Raw genomic sequence first — 19206 nt, 5'->3', positions numbered from 1 at the left:
GCGCCCTCATTCATCGAGGCCGTTGTTGCGATCGCCACCGGCAGGGCCGCATCTTCATCGCACAGACTGCCGAGGGCAGTGCCTTGGGCGCCTCACGGGTTCGGCCTGATCGGTCCGACGACGTGGTCCTGCGGCGCCGCCCAGGGCGTCGACCAGAACTCGGCCTCCTCTCTGTACCCGATCGTTTTCCAGCCACTGTCCGGTCCGCCGCTGAACGGTACCTTGACAGCGATGTCGGCACGGCACGAGTTTCGGATGTGGGCCACCCGGAATGTCGTGAGCAAGCCCCAGGGCACCCAGTAGGTTCCCTGGTGGAGACATCCCTCGATGGTCGCGAGGACATCGAACGTGCCGACCGCGACCGTCGCACCGCCGTCTGCGATGGTCAGCTGGCCGCTGTAAGTGCGGGTCGGACGTGCGTCGGCGTCGAAGGCAACGGTGATCGGCAAACGGTATCCTGTTCCGCCGAAAGTGTTGCGTGAGATGGTCGCCTGCCGGCGGTCATCTCTGTAGGTGACGGTCGCGTAGCCGCTCTGCACGCTCTTGAAGGTCATTCCGCGGGGCGCATCGAGGGTCATCGTCCCGGTCACTGCGGTCGCGGCGTCGTAGACGACGAACGAGAAAGTCCCGCCCGGTCCCGCTTGCCCACGAGTGTGCGGCAGCTCTGCGATGACAGCTTTGTACGCCAGAGCTGTCTTCGCTCCGTCCGGCACGATCTTGCCGGGGGCGATGCGGAAGACCCCGTCTGCGAGCAGACCGCCGCCGCTGGTCTGTGCGGTGAGCTCCGTGCTCAGGTCGACCCAGCTGGTGGCGTTGACCGTGAACTCGGCACTGGAGTACGTCAGCGTCCGTTTGTCCGCCGACAGCTTTCCGGTGTTCGTTCCACCGGAGAGCGTGCTGTTCCGCCAGGTGAGGTCGGGGCTGGCGAAGACGGAGCCAGACGGAGCCGTGAACTCGATATCTATTCCGGACGCCCCGGACTGCGCGTGGTTCTCGATCCGGACGGTCGCCGATCCGTTCTGGCCGAGGCGCAGCGCCGGGACCGACGTCTGCGAGACGGTCACAGGGTAGGTGCTGACGATGATCGGCCCGGATGCGACGGGCACTCCCCCCGCGGCGACCACGACGCGCCCATCAGCGAGGAGCGCGTCCCGTTTCGACGAATCGACCACATGGAACCGGATCAGAACGGTCACTTTGCCCCCACCGAAAGCACCATCGATCGTCGCCGAACGCCGATCGTCGCTGAGGTGTACGGTCGTGCTGTCGCTCACGCGGATCGAGTCGATGCGTGTACCCGTCGGGGCTGTGACCGTCATCGTTCCGACGGCGGTCGCACGAGGGTCGTCGATGGCCACCTCATTGGTGACACGGCCGGACTCGGCGAAACCGTGCGCAGCGGGAATCGTGTCTCGCACGACGATGTCGAGGCTTCCGCGGGCCGCAACCGCGCCCGCGGCCTCGATGGAGAACCCGCCGCCACCGATCGTGGACCCGGGAACCGCGCTGCGGGGACTCTTCAACCGGACCAGCACGCCCGCACCTGCTCCCCCGAAAAGTATTGGCTCACCGCTCGCCCCGACGGTCGCTGTCGTCTTATCGGCCGAGACGACGATCGCCGGCTGATTCTCCAGCGAGGTTCGGATACTCTCGATCGTGGACCCGTCCGGAGCCGTGATCGTCATCGCCCCCGAAACGCTCCGCCGCGGATCTTTGATAGTGATCTCGGATGTCACACCGCCGGGGACGCTGTCACCCCAGCTGGGGAGATGGACGAGCACCTTCGCCGAAGGCTCTCCCGACAGGAGGCGATGATTCTCCGCATCGTCGTTCGGCACGACGACGCCGACGGAAGCCCCGATCCGGGCGAATTCCGCTTCGTAGGCGGTGAGCTTCTCCTGCTGGAGCCGACTCCGGAAAGCCAGGTCGTCTCGGTCGGGATAGGCGATCGGCGCGTTCTGGTAGCGAGAGTACTGATTCATCAGCGATTCGGCCGCCTGCACCGCGGGCGATGCGACGGCCGCATCTAACGTCAGCCGAATGTGCTCGAAGGGTGTGCTTCCGGGAACGAAGTCCGCTGCGAACCGGTCGGCGACAGCCTGGACCTGCTCCCCTAGCGCCTTCGCGTAGGCGGCCTGCCGCGTGTCCCACTGGGCACGGAACGCGCGGCTGATCACGCGAAGCATCTGCTCCTCGTGCGGACGGACCTTCTCCCAGGCTGGTCCGGTGAACGCCCCACCGGCCGCCTTGACCGCGAGGCGGTGGGCTTCGCGCATGTAGGTGGCGTGCATCTTCCTCAGAGCCAGCTTGTCCGCAGCGAACCGCGCTCTCATCGCCGGGACGATCCGCTCGCCCATCACTGTCTCCGTCGCACTGACGATCTGATCCTTGGTCGCCCCCAGACGAAGCTGTGCGAGCGTGGAGGGAAGCTTCTGCCACAGCTCGAAGTCACGCTGTGCGTTCGCTCGCTGCCACGCGCTCATGACCGGTGGCGGGGCGTGGTCCGCCCGGTATTTGTCGACCACCCATTGCGCCGCGATGAGAACGAGAAGAGCCGGCTCAGTGACCACCAGCAGTTCCGGCTGAATCGTGCCGACGGCGATCAGCCCGATCGCTGCTCCGTCGAATCCGGCGTCCACCCAGTTTCCCGAGGCGATGTCCTCCGACAGCGCATAGCCGGTCGCGGCGATTGCCACATACGGGAGAAGCTCCGAGGAACGCGAAGCTTGTTTGCCCACGGCCTTCAGCGATTTCAGCACCGTCTGGGAGTGCGACGACACCTTTTCGACGAGGGCGAGATCTCCTTGGAGTGCCTTGTCGAGCGCGGGCGCCAGTTCACGCAGTCCAGCGACGCCCTGTTCGGCATGGAAGTCCCTGAGCAGCTTGTTGGCGGAGGGCAGGGGCGTCAAAAGCCGCCCGGCCGCATCCGCCACCTGCTCATCGCGCACGACGAAGCGAATTTCAGCGGAATCGCCGCTCAGGTTCTCCCGGTGAATGCCAGACAGCTCCTCTTCGTTCGTGGGGAGACGCCCGCAGTGCCCGCTCGCAAGCGCCGACCGGGCACGAGCGGGCCCGGATCGGGTGAGGACGGGGCTGCAGCTAACCCCCTCGCCGAAGGACACCTCGGTGATCGCGTAGGGTTCGCTCGAAGCGATGCCCTCGGGATCGTCGAAGCTCCCATTGAACTCTTTGTCATCGTCGCTGTACAGATGCTCCAGCCACGCATACTCCGAGGGGAAGTCCTCTTCCAGCAGGGGGAACTCGTCGTAGTACTTCTCCATCGACATACCCCACAGGATCTGCTCGCTGTTGATGCCGCCGACAGTGAACCATTCGGACTGGTCGCCGACGACATCCTTGGCCGAGACCGCCCTCTGCCGGATGTGGGCTGTTGGCGATGGCATGATCCAGGGAGAGGTCCAGCGAGTATGTGCTCGGCTCTGTCTTCACCTTGTACAGCCACTGCTTGACGCCCACGCCTTTGCTGTAATAAGCGTAGAACGGGTCGCTCGTCGCCGAGACGAAGGCCGACGGCGGCGACGTCTCGAAATCGGTGCTGAAATGGGCGTGGTCCAGCAGGTTGTTGTTGAACTCGCCCGTCGTGCTGTGCCCCAGTGCGAATCCCTCCTCGAAGATCTCCTCGGGGCTGCGGTCATCGAGCCGGTACACCCACTGCGGAACGGTCGGAGAAGCCGAGGCTCCGCTCCCTCCGGAAGACGTGACGATGCCGTCGAGCAGTGCACCGAGGATCACGGTGGCCACGGCTACCCGTGCCCCGCCCCTTCGCTGCCGCTTCCACCCAGACCACCGCATCATGCTCTTCCTCCGATCGGACGATGAGACCCGATGCTGCCAACGGGTTCGCCGGCAGAGTGGAGGCGGAGAGCGATCTGAGTGCTGCCTGGGGCACAGGACCGACGCGATCGCCGGGGCCGCAGAGTCGGCCCGATGCACGGAGAGCGAACACCCCCGGACATTGCCGCGCTTTCGGCAGCGCTCGCCTCAGCCCCGGCCCACCGCTGTCGGCCCCGTCTTAACGCTCCGGTAACACTTGCACTGCTCTCCTGGACGCAGGGTGCCCAGGAACATGCACGCGAACGCTCAAAGGAGGCAACGGTGAGCTCAGCAGAGAACACCCCGACAACAGTGGACAGGAACGATATCCCGCAGCGCGAGGCAGGCACACAGAGACCGGCGCGTCCCCCGCGCACGGCGCGGCTCGTCGGAGTGGACCTGGCTCGGTTCCTCGCGGTCGTCGGAATGGTGTTCGCTGTCCTGTGCGGGGTGAGTGTGACGCTTGCCTATCGAAAGTACCTGGAAGCCGGGGACATCCTCGCCGCACAGATCGCCCTGCTCACTCGCGGGGCGCTCCTCGTTCTGATCGGGCTCGTGTTGACGATACCCCTGCAGCTCGCGGCCATCGTCCTGGTCTATCTCGGCGTCGCGATGTGGCTGTCGGTGCCGTTCCTGCGTGTCCGGGGCTGGGTAGTCGCCCTCGTCGCGGGCCTGCTCACGATGATCGTGCCGCCGGTGAACTGGCTGGTGAGACAGCAGCTCCAACTGGCCGGCCCGCAACCAATGGAGCAAGGGACGGCGGTGGATCTGAGTCGCGGCACGATGAGCCTCTTCGACGTCGCCGCCCATCCGGTCGAGGCCGTTCGAGATGTCCTCCTCACCGGCACGTACCCGGTCAGCACCTGGCTGGTCTATCTCCTTGTGGGGATACTCATCGGACGCGCCCTCCTCTCTGCCGTGGCGACCGGCCGGGGAAAGCGTTTCGCCGCGATCCTCGCCGGTGGCGGGGCTGCTCTCGCGGCCTTTTCCATCGCCGTCTCCTGGTGCGTGTACTACGGTTTCGCCCGCGCGCAGCAGATCCAGGCGCTCGGCTCCGAGACCTTCTCAGCCACCGGGCTCACCGTCGATGAGATCATCCTCGGTTCCAGCCAAGGCGGCCCCTCCGGCGCGTGGAGCAGCCTGCTCCTCGACGCGCCGCACAGCGGCACGGTGCTCGATGTCACGCGAGGCGTCGGGATCGCCGGGGCGATCATCGGGCTCTGCCTCCTCGCCTGCTGGGCGCTTCCCCGTATCCCGTGGGCGCTCCGCCCGGTCCTTGCCGCGGGTGCGGCCGTTGACCGTGTACTGCATCCACATCCTCCTCAACGCCGCCCTGTTCCACCTGGTCGGCGTTGTCACCGTCCTGACTTTCGACAGCGAGCCGGAACCCCTCAGTCCGTGGCAGGAGTGGGGCGTGCTGAGCATTCATCTCGGTGCCATCCTCGCGGTCGGGACACTGCTGGCAGCGCTCCGGAAGAGAGGACCGTTGGAAGCGCTCGTCGGCGGCAGCGCGACAGCTGCCGCTCGCCTGGCACGGCGCCTCGCCGTCCGGCATCAGCGGGCATAGCCCTCAGCCGTGCTCCCCCACGGGCAGGTGCCGCCCCCACCACTCCAGGATGATCTCGAAGCGCTCGCGCCGGTGCCGCGGCCGGCCGCTACGGCTGAGTTCGTGGTCCTCGCCGGGAAGATCACCAGCTCCGCGTCCACACCGTTGCGTTTGAGGGCGGCGTAGTAGCGTTCGGCCTGCCCCAGCGGGCAGCGCAGGTCGGCCGCGGAGTGCATCACGAGTGTGGGCGTCTTCACCCGGGCGACCGCGGCCTGCGGGCTCTGGGAGCGGATACGGTCGGGATCGGCGCCGATGTACTCGTCGCTGAAGAAGCTGCCGATGTCTCTGGTTCCGACGAACCCCTCGGGGTCGAGGTAGCCCGCTCCACGATCGCCGCGGCGAAGCGGTGGTCGTGTGCGATCGTCCGGGCGTTGAGGTAGCCGCCATAGGACCCCGTCCATCACCCCGACACGGCCGGCGTCGAGACCGGGGACAGCGGCCACAGCGCCGTCGAGGAAATCGAGCACATCGCTCCGATCGACGGTGCCCATCCGCTGGCGGATGACGCGCCCGTTTCCCTGACCGTAGCCGGCCGAACCGCGGGGGTTGCACATCGCGACGGCATAGCCCGCGGAAGCGTACACCTGCGCCTCGTCGAACAGCGCCGGTCCATAAGAGGCAAACGGCCCGCCGTGGATGCTCAAGAGCACCGGATGCGGCCCGACGCCCTCGGGAACGACCACCCAGCCGTGGATGGGGTACCCGTCCCGCCCGGTGACTGTCAGCTCACGCGGCACGATCACACCGGCGGCCCGCAGCTCGCGGGAGAAGTCCGTCAGCTGGCGCGGTCCGTCCACACCGAGCACGGCCACCTCCCCCGCTGTGCGCGCATCGGACACGCTCACGACGATGGTCTCACCCGCCGTCCCCACACCGCCGACCACCGCGAACTCATCGGTGAGGCGCTCGGCTTTCCCCGCGGCCGAGACTGCGGTCAGCACGAGAGCGCCGCGGCGGCGGTCGCGCACGAGGACGCAGTCGTCCCGGAAGGCCACGATGTCCGACTCGGTGAGGTCCACCGTCTCGGAATCGGTGAGGCGGCGGGGCGGCGGGGCGGCGTCCCCGGCGCATCCACGGCGTACAGGGCGGTGTTGCGAGCGACGAAGTCGCGGCCGCTCTCCCCCACCTCCTGCGCCGAGAAGAAGAGGGTGCCGTTCAGCCCGAACGCGACCGCCACGACCGAGAAGTCCCCGTGTGTTCCGGTCGCGTCGACAGGCTCGCCCAAGCCGTCCGCCGGGACGAGGAAGACATTCGAGCGCAGGTCGCGATCGCGCGTGCCGTGCCGTGCCGTGCCGTGCCGAGACGAAAGCCAGGGTCGCCCCATCTGGCGAGAAGGCGATCGTGGTGTCGTCCCCGTCCCCGTCGGTCAGCTGCCAGGCCTCCGGCACAGCGAGCGGCGGTCCGGCGGAACCGTCCGGCTCCGGCGCAGGCTGCACGCCCGGTTCAGCCCACACATCCGGGACCTCGGCCACGAAGACGTGCGCACGGCGGTCGTTCGTGTAACCGAGACCGTTGGCCTGGTAGTTCTGCGTGACGATACGCCGGGCCGGTTCCGCGTCCGGGCCGATCCCCTCCACGGTGCCATAGCGGCCCTGCTCGGGCTGGCGGCTCACGAACGCGAGGGTACGGCCGTCCGGCGCCCATACGAACTCGGAAACGCCCAGTCTGCGGTCGGTGACCGCCACGGGCTCTCCCCCGGCGGCGTCCACGACATGCAGCTGCGGTGGGGCGTTCGGGCCCGCTCGCAGGAACGCGAGCAGCCGGCCGGCCGGCGAGAACCGCGGCACGCTGTCGCGGAATCCGCGCGTGAGACGGCGCGGCGCCGCGTGACCGGCGAGCGGGATGGTCCAGAGCTGGCCGACCTCGGCGTCCGCTTCGAGCGAAGGATGCGTCACCGACACCACCGCGCGCTCCCCTCCCGGGTGTACGGCCGGCGCGGAGACGCTGGTCAGGAGGCCGAGGTCCGCCGGTCTCATCCGGCGATCGGCTCGAAGCTCGAAACGTCGCCGACCAGGCGGGTGTGGTCGGCTGGCACCGGTTCGACGACGGCCTCAGCCACCTCGGCGGCGAACTCGCTGACATTGTAGAGCTTGCCGGCGGCCTCCTTCCGGGCGTCGATTGCGCCGGGGTTCAGACGGTTGAGCAGCGTGGCGGTGATCGTGCCCTCGATCATGTCCCCGGAGACCACGACGAACTCGACACCCTTCGCGGTCAGCTCCGGCAGTAGCGCACGGAGTGCGTCCTCGCCCGCCCGCTTGCTCAGTGCGACTGCCTCGTACTCGGGCATCGTGGGTGTGGTCCGGATGAAGTGCGCCTGATGGCTCGTCACGAACACGACGCGCGAACCCGGGCCGAGCAGCGGGAGTGCCGCGTTCAGGACGCTGACTTGGGCGTCGCGGTTCAGCCGCATCGCGTAATCCTCTGCCATCCCGGACTCCATGCCGCCCGAGGCGTTGAGGACCAGGATGTCCAGGCCGCCCCACTCCCCTGCCACGGCGCTGAACATCGCGGCGATCGAGGCCGGGTCGGTGAGGTCGGCCCCGACGGTCAGCGCCGACGCCCCCCGCTCGCGCAGCGCCTCGGCCAGCTTGACCGCTCGAGCCTCCTTGTTGCGGTAGTTGATGGCCACGGAGGCGCCGGCTTCGGCGAGGTACTGAACGGTTTCGGCGCCGATTCCGCGCGAGGAACCGGTGACGAGGGCGCGCTTGCCAGCGAGGCTGCCGTCAGCGAGGGGATTGGACACGAGAACTCCATCGACGGGGTTTAAGGACTGCTCCCGAGACTACCAAGCGGGCTCGGATCGGCCGAGCCGGAAACTGATAGCGTCATAACGAAAGAAAGGGGTCGCTGTGGACATCGCATCCTTCGCTTGGATCGCCTGGCTCGTTCTGATCCTCATCTTCATCATCATCGAAATGCTGACACTGGACTTCGTGTTCCTCATGATCGCCATCGGCAGCCTCGGCGGGCTCGTCTCCGGTCTGTGCGGCGCGCCCTGGTTGTTGCAGCTGATCGTCACGGCCACGATCTCAGTGCTGCTGATTTTTTCCTGCGCCCACCGCTGCTGCACCGTCTGAAGCGTGGCGGCGACCCGGCCAAGAGCAACGTGGAGGCGCTCATCGGCATGGGGGCCACAGTCGTCTCGACGGTCTCGGCCACCGCCGGCCAGGTCCGACTTGCAGTCGGCGAGATATGGACGGCACTGCTCGGCGCTGAGGCTGTTCGTCCCGAGGCGCCCGGCCTCGTACCCGGCGAGCGCGTCGTGGTCGTCAGAATCGAGGGCGCCACCGCCGTGGTCGCGCCCGCACCGGCGTCGGCGGGAGCCGACGACCTCACCGAAAGGAGCGCGCCGTGACAAACACCACCGGACTCGCTGTGACTGTCGTGATATCGGTCATCGTGGTGGTGATCACGATCTTCGTGCTGGTCACGCTTTTCCGCGCGATCCGCATCATCCCGCAGGCGAGGGCGGGTGTGGTGGAGAGGCTGGGCCGATACCACAAGACGCTCACCCCGGGCCTCAACGTGGTCGTTCCGTTCATCGACAAAGTGCGTCCGCTGATCGACATGCGCGAGCAGGTCGTCTCGTTCCCGCCACAGCCGGTCATCACCGAGGACAACCTCGTCGTCTCGATCGACACCGTCGTCTACTTCCAGGTGAATGACGCACGAGCGGCAACCTACGAGATCGCCAACTATCTCGGCGCGGTCGAGAAGCTTACGACCACCACGCTGCGCAACGTGGTGGGCGGCCTCAATCTGGAAGAGGCTCTGACCAGCCGGGACAACATCAACGGCCAGCTGCGTGTCATGCTCGACGAGGCCACCGGGAAATGGGGAATCCGCGTTGCGCGCGTGGAGCTGAAAGCGATCGAGCCGCCGCTGTCCATCCAGGACTCGATGGAGAAGCAGATGCGCGCCGAGGGCGAGGCGAAGGCCATCGAAACCGTGTTCGGGGCCATCCACGAAGGCAACCCGGACAACCTGCTGGCTTACCAGTACCTGCAGACGCTTCCGAAGCTCGCCGAGGGTCAAGCGAACAAGCTGTGGATCATCCCCAGCGAACTCACCGAGGCCCTCAAAGGCATCGGGACGGCGTTCGCACCGAAGCCGGGAGGCGAGGTCTCCACGGGAGCGGCGACACCCCCGGAAACGCCCGTCCCGTGACGTTCCTCGCGGGGCCGCGACCGCGCATCATCGCGCGCTGCGGCCCCGCACTCGAAGCGACCAGGAACACGCTGCTTGCCTTCCTCCACACGGTGAACACGGGAGCGACCCACCGGGAGAGCGACGTCCACACCTGCGCGAACGGTGTCGCAGTGATCAGCCACGACCCGGCCTGAGGGGGGCGAGGGCCGTTCGGTGCGGGTCGAGCAGCTCACAGGAATGGGACTCCGCCGCTGTGCCCCGGCCAGTCGTTCGCGGCGCTCCGCAAGGTGCGTTTCACCATCGATGTCAAAGACGAACGCACGGCCCTTCCCGCCGCCGCAGCGATCCGCGCCACCGTGGACGTGCTTTTCGCAAGTGGCGTCCTCCCCCTCCGTCCGTGAGTCCGTCCCCACCCTGGCGCGAAACCCGGGCTCCGGCCGCTTCTGCCGCGCGCACCGCGCGGATTCACCGCAGTGCAAGTCCCCGAACGCCAGAGCTCTTCGAAGATCCTCACTCAGCAAAAAATCAGCGTCATTCGGGCTATTGTCGCTGAGTTTTTCGTCTGGACAGTGAACGGGCGCGAGGCCACGCCCCGCTTACTGGAGCGAGGATTCGACGGAATCGTCACCGACCGCTGCGATGTCCTCACGTCTTTGGCCGAGGCGCGAATCCCGCCACTGAGCCACCGGGGCGGCTGTGACTTCATTGAGAGGATCTCCGCCACGGAAAGAGAACACCCAGCTTGGTGGTTTATAAATGTGAAGATTCGCGCGAAGAGGAGACCACCCCATGGCTGATCGCAGTCTGCGCGGAATGAGACTTGGCGCCCAAAGCCTCCAGAGCGAAGCAGGCGTCGTTTACTCTCCGCGGTCCCGTTACACCTACCAGTGCCCGTCTTGCGGCAAAGAGACCGAGGTCGTGTTCGCGGCCGAGGCCGAAGCCCCCGACGCCTGGGAGTGCCGTCACTGCGGCCACGAGGCTCTGCGCCTGGTCGACGACAAGCCCGTCGAGATCGACCACGCGGATGTCAAAGTCCCCCGCAGCCACTGGGACATGCTCTTGGAGCGCCGCACGCGCGCCGAGCTGGAGGAGCTGCTGGAGGAGCGCCTGCACTACCTGCGCTCCCGCCGTGGCACCGGGGAGCACAAGCACAGCGCCTGACGCCGGGGTTCCCGGAGGCCGCTCTCACCGCATCGGCGGGAGCGGCCTCCTCGCCTCCGGCGCCGTGTTGTTCCGGCCGCCGAACGCCACCAGAAGCCCGAACAGCCCGAGCCCCGCCGCGAGGAACTCGATCCCCCTGCTCAGCAGTGCCGCGGGCGTCGTCGTGGTCCCCAGCGGCACATCCGCCACCATGTGCCCGGCTGTGAACGGCGGAATCTCGCTGATCGTGCGCCCATCCGGGCCGATGATCTGGCTGCTGCCGACGGTCGAGATATTCACGAGCGACCGGCCGGACTCGATGGCTCGGAGCCGGGCGATGGCCAGCTGTTGCTGGTTCTCGTCGGTCTGGCCGAAATCCGCGTTGTTGCTCTGAGCCAGGATGACCTGCGCACCGTCCCGCATCATATCGGTCAGCAACTGGTCGTCGACAATGTCGAAGCAGATCGAAACGCCGACGCGCACACCGTCGATGTCGATGGTATTGGCCCGTGTGCCCGGTGTGTAGTCGCGGGCGATGAGTTCGATGAGCGAGGGCGCGAACAGCCTCCAGAACGCCCGATCGGGGACGTACTCGCCGAACGGAATCGGATGCTTCTTGTCGTAGTGGTCGACGGCTCCTTTTCCCGCCTCCCACTTGAGCGACGAGTTGAAGTACTCGCCGTCGCGGTCCGTGATGGTGCCGACGAGGAACGGCGCGCCGTAACGACGGCTCAGTGCGTCGAGAACGGTGGCCGCATCCGGGTCCCGGGTCGGGTCGGGCAGTGCGGAGCCCTCGGGCCAGACGACCAGATCGACACGCTCGGCGGGGGAGATCCGCTGAGTCTCCTCGATCTGTGTGGCCAGCACGGCGCCGGCCGGCGCGGTGTCGAAGTAGCCCGCGGGGCCGTTGCCCTGGACTGCGGCGATGCGGATGGTTCCGTGCGTGGGCATCGGCCAGGCCGGAATGGCGAGCACGAGGGCGACGGCGGTGCCGGCCAGAGCCGCGCGCTGGACACGGCGCACCTCCGCTGCGAACCTGAGCTCGATCAGTAATGCCACCAGCCACACCATCGCGAATCCGAGGCCCGAGATGCCGAGCCAGGCGACAAGCGGCGCGAGAGGGCTCTCCGACTGCGACTCGGCGACACGCCCCCAGGAGAAGCCACCATAAGGCCAGTTCCCGGTCGCGTACTCGCGCAGGACCCAGAGACCCGAGACGACCACCGGCACGAGGCCCAGCCGTCCCCACCGCGTCGGGAAAGCGCGCGGAACCCAGCGGAGGGCGAGCGCGATCAGGATGCCGCCGACTCCCCATAACAGCGCTTCCAGCGTGGAGAGCGCAACCCAGGGAACCGGACCGAGGTAGAGAGCGCTCCAGGAGACATGGACCAGATAGAACGTCTCCCCCGTCAGCCAGCCGATGAGGAACGCCGAACCGGCGCGACGGCCGGGCAGCGCGAGCAGCGCCATCGCGATGCCGGCGAAGGTGAGCGGCCACCAGTCGCGATCGGGGAAACCCGCGTCCAGCACTGGTCCCGCAGTGGCGGCGAGGAGTATCGCGAGCCAGAGCGGGAGTGGAGCGCGAGGCGATCGGGTCACGAGTCGAGAGCCTAAGGCATCGCGCTCGGTGCGTCGTTCAGGCAACGGAGGAGTACGCCACGATGCCGCGGCGGATGGCCTCCAGTGCCTGCCGTGCGGTGCGCCCCAGGTTCCCCTGAGCGACCAGCGAGAGCTGATCGAGCAGATCGATGGTCTGTTTCGTCCAGCGGACGAAGTCGCCCGCGGCCATATCCGCCTCGCGGAGCACGGCGTCCAGCCCCGAGCCCCGAGCCCACTGGTGCATCGCGAGCGCCAGAGCGGTGGAAGGCGGCTCGCTGCCGGGCAGGCGGTTCTCCCGCTCCCGATCGTCCAGGCGCGCCCACAGGTCGGTCGTCTTGTCGAGCGCGGGAAGGAAAGCCCCCCGCGGCAGTGCCCGGTCGTGCCCCAGCCCGTCGTCGCGGCGGGGCTCGAAGACGAGGGCGCAGGCCATCGCGGCGAGACTCGGAGCGTCCAGCTCCTTCCAGGTGCCACGGCGCAGGCACTCGGCGACGAGCAGGTCGCGCTCCCCATAGATACGCTTCAGGGTGCGGCCGTGGACCGTCAGCTTCGTCACGCCGTCTTCCACGACAAGGTAGCCGAGCTCATCCAGGACATCCGAGACTCGGTCGAAGACCTTCGCGACGGCGCCGGTGCGGGACTGGATCTGCGCGCTGAGCAGGTCGGTCTCGCGTTTCAGCTTCCACCAGCGCTCGGCCCACCGGGCGTGCTGTTCACGGTCGGAGCACCGGTGGCAGGGGTGCTCGCGCATCCGCTTCCGCAGTTCGGTCAGCTGTCGCTGACGGCGGTCCCGATCAGCGCGCGAGGCGCTGTCGAGGCGCTGGCCCTTGCGTTCCAGATCGGTGAGCTCGCGGCGGACACCGGAGTACTCGCGGAAATCGCCCAGGTGGCAGGTCATCGCTTTCTCGTAGCCGGCGAGCGACTCCTCCTGCTGCCGGACCTTGCGCGCAAGATCGACCACCGCGCGGTCGGCCTGGAACTGCGCAAACGACGACTCCAGGATCTCGCGCGTGCGCTGTCGGCCGAACTGGTCGATCAGATTGACCGCCATGTTGTACGTCGGCCGGAAGCTGGAGTTCAGGGGGTAACTGCGCCGCGAGGCGAGCGATGCGACCGACTGCGGATCAAGGCCGTCCTCCCATTGGATGACCGAGTTCCCTTCTACGTCGATGCCGCGACGCCCGGCGCGCCCGGTCAGCTGCGTGTACTCCCCTGGTGTGATCGGAACGCGGGACTCGCCGTTGAACTTCTCCAGCTTTTCGAGAACGACGGTCCGCGCCGGCATGTTGATGCCGAGCGCCAGCGTCTCCGTCGCGAAGACGACCTTGACGAGCTTGCGCCGGAACAGCTCTTCCACGACCTCTTTGAAGGCCGGCAGCATCCCGGCGTGGTGGGCGGCGACACCGTGCTCCAGCCCTTCCAGCCACTCCCAGTAGCCGAGCACGGCGAGGTCCTCGTCCATCAGCGTCCGGCAGCGCTCCTCCACGATCGAGCGAATATCGTCGCGCTCGCGCTGTTCGGTCAGCCGGACACCAGCCCGCAGAGTCTGCCGTACGGCGGCGTCGCAACCGTTGCGGCTGAAGAGGAAGAAGATGGCGGGAAGCAGGTTGTGCTCGTCCAGCAGCCGCACGATCTCGGCGCGATTCATCCGGAACGAGTCCGGCCGTCCGCCTCGCGAATGATACCGTCCGATATCCCGCCGCTGCCGGCTGCTGAGCACGCGGCCCCCGGAGCGTGCCATCTGAACGAGCTCCGGGTTCACTCGGTTGGCCGCCGCCAGCCCCGACGAGTCGAACAGGTCGATCAGCTTGGAGCGCATCAGGATGTGCTGTTCCAGCGGCACCGGACGCTCCTCGGAGACGACGACATCGGTGTCGCCGCGGACCGCCTGCAGCCAGTCGCCGAACTCCTCCGCGTTGGACACCGTCGCGCTGAGCGACACCATCCGCACCGCCGGGGGGAGATGGATGATGACCTCTTCCCACACAGCGCCGCGGAACCGGTCGGCGAGGTAATGCACCTCGTCCATGACCACGTACGCCAGATCGCCGAGCAGATCGGAGTCCGCGTACAGCATGTTGCGCAGCACCTCGGTCGTCATAACGACGATCCGGGCATGCGAGTTGATGTTCGTGTCGCCGGTGAGCAGACCGACCGACTCGGGACCGTAAGTGTCCTGGAACTCCTGGAACTTCTGGTTGCTCAGGGCTTTCATTGGAGTGGTGTAGAACACCTTCGCGTTCGCCTGGCGCATGGCGAGGAACACGGCGAACTCCGCGACGATCGTCTTGCCCGCGCCGGTGGGCGCGGCCACGAGCACGCTCCGGCCGTTCTCCAGGCACGTACATGCCTCCCGCTGGAACGGATCGAGGTCGAAGCCCAGCCCCGTCAGGAACGTCTCGAGCAGGGGCTGCCGGGCACGCTGGTGCGAAGCGGCGAAGCGCTCGGCCGGGGAGAGCTGCTGCTGATCGGTCACCGCACCAGCCTATGCTCTCCCCCAGCGCTCACAGCCGCCCCCAACGGCCGGTCTCCCTAGACGGGGAGGTTAGCTTCCAGCCGCTCGGCAGCTTTGACGGCCCGGCGATCGTGCAGCCACGACACCCCGTAAGCCCCGAAGTAGAGGACGACCATCGGGATCGCCAGCAGGAACATCGAAAGCACATCGGCCGCGGGCGTCGCGATTGCTGTGAAGAGGACGATCGCGATCATCGCCCAGCGCCACGACGCGATGATCGTTTTGGCGCTCAGCACCCCCACGAAGTTGAGCAGCACCAAGAACACGGGAAGCACGAACGCGACCCCGACGGCGATAACCAGCTTCATGATGAAGTCGAAGTAGGTCTTGGCGCCGATGATCGCTGAGTCCTGCTCGGGGGCGAAACTTGTCAGCAGGCTCACGATGTGCGGCACCAGCAACCAGCCGACGAAACCTCCCGCGATGAACAGCGGCACAGCGGTGAAGAAGAACCCGAAGGCGTACTTCAGCTCCCGGCGCGTCAGCGCGGGGACGAAGAAGGCCCAGATCTGCCAGAGCCACACGGGACTCGAGATGATGGCGCCGATGGTGATCGCCATCTGCATCTTGAGGTCGAACGCCCCCGTGATGCTGTCATAGTTGAGCATGGCCTCACGGCCCTGCTGCGCGGCGATGTCGGTGACAGGTCCACGCATCGCGTTCATGACAGGTGAGGCGAGAAACCAGCCGATGATGGCTCCGGCGAACAGAGCGATCGCCGAGCGGAAGAGGCGTTTGCGAAGCTCGATGAAGTGCTCGGCAAGCGACATCCTGCCTTCGCTGTTCTTGCCTCGTTTCTTCGAGGCCACGGCGTTACTTGGAGTTCTGCTCGGACGAGGCGCCTGTGTCGGTCGCCGGGGCGGTGCTGCCGCCTTCGCCCTTGTCCTTATCGCCGTCCTTCTTCATCTCGTTGACTTCGCCCTTGAAGATCCGCATGGACTGCCCGACGCTCTTGGCCAGAGCGGGAAGCTTCGGCGCGCCGAACAAGAGCAGGATGACTGCGAGAATGATGAGCAGATGCCATCCGGTGAGGCCACCGAGCATGATCAGGTCCTTTGGGTGAGGTGGGTTTGACGAAACGGGTCCGCGTTAACCAGGAGTTTACCTCGCCTAACTCGGGAATCCCTGCGAGCTTGCCGAACAAAGGCGCGGTCCGCGAGCGCTTGCGTACGCCGATCGCGAAGCTGCGTGGCGTCCAGGAGCACAGCAGGGTGAAAGGGGCCCTCCCGCACCTCCTGCGCGCGTCGTGTCAGTATTTCAGTGCTGTCGAGGAGAGCCGCCGCCTCGGAGGCGGCTGCCATGAGCTTGCGGAACAGCCACCAGGCGAAGAACGCGAGCATCCCGAGGAGACCGAACACAAGTACGGTCCAGATCAAGAGCCACGACCACCAAACCATGTACCCATTTTACCGGTATCGGCGAGCGCCCGCACGGCCCCATTCCGCGACGACACGACGCGCCTCGGGCGGATCGAGAACGGTGAGCACACCGGAGAGGCCCGCGACCAGCCGCTTGAGGCCGTGGAAGTGGGCGACGCGCATACTCGTGCGCAGCCGCCCGTCGCGCTCCTCGCGAAACGCGTTCTTGGGGATGTAGTCCTCGATCAGGGGCACAGCGGAGGCGGAGACCTCGATCGTGACCAGTAAGTCATCCGGGGCGCCCTCGAACAGACTCTCCGGGAGCGTGACATCGCCCGGCCGGTACGCGATCGGCTCATCGGTGACAACGAGGTCGTCGATGCGGTCGAGGCGGAACGTGCGGATCGCGGTCCGAAGATGGTCCCAGCCGCGCAGATACCAGTCCTGGTCGATGGATTCGACGCGCAGCGGATCGACACGGCGCCGCTCCCGTTCGCCGCGCGAATTCCGGTAGGCGAACTGGAGCTGGGCGCCGGCGACCACGGCATCCCGGATGGTCGCCAGAGCCTCGTCCGACTCCGACCGGGCGACGGCCACCTGACTGGGGGCCGCGGAGGCTCCTCGGGCTAGCTTAGCCATGAGCGAGCCAACGACATCGCGGTCGGCGTTCTCGGGCAGGGCCGTGAGGTACTGGAGGCCTGCGATGAGCGCGGCGGCCTCCCGGGAGGAGAAGCGCGGCGAGTCGTCGATCGCGACCTGGTGGGTGAGGACGATCTGGTCGTTGTCCTCGAAATCGTCCCAGGCGATGTCGAACAGGTCACCCGGCTGATAGGCGGTGGTCTCCCCCGGGATGCCAGAGACCGCGATGAGCCGGACGGCGTCGCGCACACTCTCCTGATCGACGCCGAAGTGCTGAGCTGCCTCGGCGACGCTCACCCTGTCCCTGTCCATCAGGTAGGGCACGAGTGCGAGCAGGAAGGCCAATTTGTCCTGTGCCTGCATCGGGCGCCTCCGCTCAGCCATGCACGCTCCCCTCGTGCGCCGCCGCTGTCGTGCGCAGCCGTCCGAGCACCTTCTCACGCAGCTCCTCAGGGGCTATCACGAGCACCTCTGGGCCGAAGCTCGCGAGCTGATCGGCGAGAATGTTGATGTCGGAGAAGTTGACCGCGAGCCGGAGCGCTTCCCCGTCACCTGCGATCGGGACCGCATCACCGGAACGTTTGCCCAGACGGGTCGCCGCGTCCGTGCCGGCTGTGACCTCGATCTCCGCGACATTGGCCGCCCAGATCGCATCCAGCTCCGCAAGCGCCTGAGCGGCGAAGTCGCGCTCCTCCTGCCGGAACCCGAGCGCGGTCAGCTTGACCGGGCCCACGATCCGGGAGAGGAGGAAAGTGCGCGCCTCCCCAGCCTCCTGATCCATGCCACGCATATGCCAGCGCCCCTGGTGCTGAACCAGAGCGAGCGGAGCGACAGTGCGCACCCGGGACGCGCTCTCGCCGGGCTTCAGGTAGGGGAACTGGACGAGGACATGCCGCTCGAGCGCCTGACCAAGCGGCTCGAACGCGCTCTCCCGGGCGCGCAGACGGGGCGCGTAGCCGACGACCGGATCGTCCGCCTCCACCCCGAGGGAACGCAGCTTCAGGAGCGCACGCCGGGACTCGCCGGAGAGCGAGCCCTCGCGCCAGACCGTGGCCGCGAGGCCAAGCAGGGTGATCTCCTCGGGCGAGAACACGACATCCTGAGGCAGGTCGTAGGCGCCCTTCGGGATGCGGTAGCGCAGCAACTGGTTGTTGCCGGCCGCCTCGGGCGACTCCACCGTCTCCAAGGGCACGCCGAGCTCCCGGATGTCATCTTTGTCGCGCTCGAACTGGCGCTCCAGGGAAGCGTTGCCGCCGCGGGCGTCGAAACGCTGGCGGTAGCCCTGGACCGTGGACAAGATCTCGCTTTTGGTCAGCCCGTTCTCAGTCGCGAGCAGCGCCAGCACGAGGCTGAACAGACGTTCCTCGACCGGGACACGCGGGGGCGAGGACGAGGATCGAGGCACCCGCTCATTCTAGTCCGCCGACGAGTCCGGGCAGCCGAGGCGGGTCAGCGGATGCCGAGGATGTCCACGACCCAGGCCGAAGCCGGGAAGCCGCCCGACTCGGGCGTTTCGATGACCAGCTGCGAGCCGGTCTTCTGGCCGACCAGTTCCTTCAGCATGCTCTGCGGGAGCACGCTCTGGTTCCGGCTCTGGATGGTGCTCTGGCCGGTCGCCAGACTCGCGAGGTCCGGAGCCCCGGTGGCCCACGAGCTGGTGACGATGTTCTTGTTCTCCCAGCCGACGGCCGTGTAGTTCAGGACGATCTCGCTGTCCTTCTTGACGGTCGCGCCGTCACCGGCCTTGAGCAGTTCGCTGCGCACGCTCTGGGGCGCGGAGCCCGACGAGGGGATGGTGATGCCGGGCTGGCCGGTCGGCGCGAGCACCACGGTCGGGAAACCCGAAGCGGCCGGACGTACCGCGCCGTTCGCGGCCGAGGGGTAGGACTTGACGATGTCGATCACGTAGATCGGCGAGGTGCTGTTGTCCTGCGCGCCGGCGTCCGAGGGCGACAGCACGATCGCGACGCGAGAGCCGACGGCCGCGCACTGCAAACCCTTGCTGATCGGGTCGGAGCCGAGCGGGAACCACTGTTTGCCGCGGCTCTGCCCGGCGACCTGGCCTGTGCTGCCGTTGACCACAGTGTAGGTCAGCTCGATCGAGTCGCCCTTGTGGACGCGGTCTCCGCTGCCGGCGGTGAGGACGCTGCGCTGCGAGGCGGTGGTATAGATCGGGGACGGCGCCGTCACCGTCGGCTGGCTGCCGAACGCGCCGGTAGCCGACACCAGACCGGAGGCCTTGCCTGCGGTCAGCTCGGTGCCACAATCGGCGTTGCGGTCCGAGGAGCATCCGCTGAGCGCGGCGGCCACGACGGCGGCGGCCAGGACGACGGCGGACGTTCTTCCGAGTGCGGTTGCTCTGCGCACGG

Annotated in this window: 17 protein-coding genes and 1 pseudogene; 7 read left to right on the top strand and 11 right to left on the bottom strand. The window is 67.3% G+C overall.

Annotated features, from left to right (window positions below; genetic code table 11):
* Positions 1-92: 92 nt before the first annotated feature.
* Both LXX_RS04165 and LXX_RS16595 read right to left on the bottom strand, forming a co-directional pair.
* Positions 93-3404, bottom strand: a complete 3312-nt coding sequence (locus tag LXX_RS04165) for a hypothetical protein (protein WP_041767307.1) — start codon at positions 3402-3404, stop codon at positions 93-95.
* Positions 3405-3495: 91 nt separating this feature from the next.
* Positions 3496-3813, bottom strand: a pseudogene (locus tag LXX_RS16595) (hypothetical protein); the annotation flags it as partial.
* 303 nt (positions 3814-4116) lie between these two features.
* On the opposite strand from LXX_RS16595, the gene LXX_RS13480 reads away from it, so the two are divergent.
* Positions 4117-5454, top strand: a complete 1338-nt coding sequence (locus LXX_RS13480; RefSeq protein WP_068981808.1) for a hypothetical protein — start codon at positions 4117-4119, stop codon at positions 5452-5454.
* Here the strand turns inward: LXX_RS13480 and LXX_RS04145 are convergent.
* Entirely contained in the window at positions 5389-7416 is a 2028-nt protein-coding gene (locus LXX_RS04145; protein WP_011185740.1) for a S9 family peptidase, read from the bottom strand. The two genes, LXX_RS13480 and LXX_RS04145, sit on opposite strands and share 66 nt — an antisense overlap.
* Positions 7413-8183: an SDR family oxidoreductase gene (locus LXX_RS04140; protein WP_011185739.1), complete on the bottom strand. Its 771-nt coding sequence runs from the start codon at positions 8181-8183 to the stop codon at positions 7413-7415. Before LXX_RS04140 ends, LXX_RS04145 begins: the two co-directional genes overlap by 4 nt.
* Positions 8184-8289: 106 nt before the next feature.
* Here LXX_RS04140 and LXX_RS15410 point away from each other — a divergent pair, with 106 nt between their 5' ends.
* The 6 genes from LXX_RS15410 to LXX_RS04120 all read left to right on the top strand — a co-directional run bounded on the left by LXX_RS15410 (position 8290) and on the right by LXX_RS04120 (position 10750).
* Positions 8290-8517 (top strand): NfeD family protein, encoded by a 228-nt coding sequence (locus LXX_RS15410; protein ID WP_223227716.1) that lies wholly within the window; start codon positions 8290-8292, stop codon positions 8515-8517.
* Positions 8424-8795 (top strand): NfeD family protein, encoded by a 372-nt coding sequence (locus LXX_RS04135; protein ID WP_223227715.1) that lies wholly within the window; start codon positions 8424-8426, stop codon positions 8793-8795. The genes LXX_RS15410 and LXX_RS04135 overlap by 94 nt, the downstream gene beginning before the upstream one ends.
* The gene (locus LXX_RS04130) at positions 8792-9607 is read left to right on the top strand and encodes an SPFH domain-containing protein (RefSeq protein ID WP_041767299.1); all 816 of its coding nucleotides are present in this window, start codon (positions 8792-8794) and stop codon (positions 9605-9607) included. The genes LXX_RS04135 and LXX_RS04130 overlap by 4 nt, the downstream gene beginning before the upstream one ends.
* Positions 9604-9783, top strand: coding sequence for a hypothetical protein (locus tag LXX_RS14835; protein ID WP_050737846.1), 180 nt, complete (start codon positions 9604-9606; stop codon positions 9781-9783). The genes LXX_RS04130 and LXX_RS14835 overlap by 4 nt, the downstream gene beginning before the upstream one ends.
* 279 nt (positions 9784-10062) lie before the next feature.
* Positions 10063-10386: a hypothetical protein gene (locus tag LXX_RS16590; protein ID WP_370558463.1), complete on the top strand. Its 324-nt coding sequence runs from the start codon at positions 10063-10065 to the stop codon at positions 10384-10386.
* The gene (locus LXX_RS04120; RefSeq protein ID WP_011185736.1) at positions 10379-10750 is read left to right on the top strand and encodes an RNA polymerase-binding protein RbpA; all 372 of its coding nucleotides are present in this window, start codon (positions 10379-10381) and stop codon (positions 10748-10750) included. Before LXX_RS16590 ends, LXX_RS04120 begins: the two co-directional genes overlap by 8 nt.
* Before the next feature lie 24 nt (positions 10751-10774).
* Here the strand turns inward: LXX_RS04120 and lnt are convergent, their stop codons facing one another.
* The 7 genes from lnt to LXX_RS04080 all read right to left on the bottom strand — a co-directional run bounded on the left by lnt (position 10775) and on the right by LXX_RS04080 (position 19204).
* On the bottom strand, positions 10775-12328 hold the full coding sequence (lnt, locus tag LXX_RS04115; protein ID WP_041767297.1) for an apolipoprotein N-acyltransferase: 1554 nt from the start codon (positions 12326-12328) through the stop codon (positions 10775-10777).
* A gap of 37 nt (positions 12329-12365) precedes the next feature.
* Positions 12366-14801, bottom strand: coding sequence for a DEAD/DEAH box helicase (locus tag LXX_RS04110; RefSeq protein WP_011185734.1), 2436 nt, complete (start codon positions 14799-14801; stop codon positions 12366-12368).
* A 56-nt stretch (positions 14802-14857) separates the two neighbouring features.
* Positions 14858-15610, bottom strand: coding sequence for a twin-arginine translocase subunit TatC (gene tatC / locus LXX_RS04105; protein WP_011185733.1), 753 nt, complete (start codon positions 15608-15610; stop codon positions 14858-14860).
* 43 nt (positions 15611-15653) lie between these two features.
* The gene (gene tatA, locus LXX_RS04100) at positions 15654-15884 is read right to left on the bottom strand and encodes a Sec-independent protein translocase subunit TatA (protein ID WP_011185732.1); all 231 of its coding nucleotides are present in this window, start codon (positions 15882-15884) and stop codon (positions 15654-15656) included.
* Positions 15885-16246: 362 nt separating this feature from the next.
* Positions 16247-17221, bottom strand: coding sequence for a helix-turn-helix transcriptional regulator (locus LXX_RS04090; RefSeq protein WP_041767293.1), 975 nt, complete (start codon positions 17219-17221; stop codon positions 16247-16249).
* On the bottom strand, positions 17214-18242 hold the full coding sequence (locus LXX_RS04085) for a helix-turn-helix transcriptional regulator (RefSeq protein ID WP_011185730.1): 1029 nt from the start codon (positions 18240-18242) through the stop codon (positions 17214-17216). Before LXX_RS04085 ends, LXX_RS04090 begins: the two co-directional genes overlap by 8 nt.
* A 44-nt stretch (positions 18243-18286) precedes the next feature.
* On the bottom strand, positions 18287-19204 hold the full coding sequence (locus LXX_RS04080) for an FKBP-type peptidyl-prolyl cis-trans isomerase (RefSeq protein ID WP_011185729.1): 918 nt from the start codon (positions 19202-19204) through the stop codon (positions 18287-18289).
* Positions 19205-19206 lie beyond the last annotated feature (2 nt).

The sequence above is a fragment of the Leifsonia xyli subsp. xyli str. CTCB07 genome, assembly GCF_000007665.1.
Lineage (GTDB): Bacteria > Actinomycetota > Actinomycetes > Actinomycetales > Microbacteriaceae > Leifsonia > Leifsonia xyli_C.
Note: the sequence above shows the minus strand (reverse complement) of the source record. Positions and strands in the feature narration are given on the sequence as shown.

What these genes read in the sequence shown, in the direction of transcription:
- LXX_RS04165 (WP_041767307.1), bottom strand. Translation starts at nt 3,404, where the DNA reads ATGCCATCGCCAACAGCCCACATCCGGCAGAGGGCGGTCTCGGCCAAG.
- LXX_RS04145 (WP_011185740.1), bottom strand. Translation starts at nt 7,416, where the DNA reads ATGAGACCGGCGGACCTCGGCCTCCTGACCAGCGTCTCCGCGCCGGCC.
- LXX_RS04120 (WP_011185736.1), top strand. Translation starts at nt 10,379, where the DNA reads ATGGCTGATCGCAGTCTGCGCGGAATGAGACTTGGCGCCCAAAGCCTC.
- tatC (WP_011185733.1), bottom strand. Translation starts at nt 15,610, where the DNA reads ATGTCGCTTGCCGAGCACTTCATCGAGCTTCGCAAACGCCTCTTCCGC.
- tatA (WP_011185732.1), bottom strand. Translation starts at nt 15,884, where the DNA reads ATGCTCGGTGGCCTCACCGGATGGCATCTGCTCATCATTCTCGCAGTC.
- LXX_RS04090 (WP_041767293.1), bottom strand. Translation starts at nt 17,221, where the DNA reads ATGGCTGAGCGGAGGCGCCCGATGCAGGCACAGGACAAATTGGCCTTC.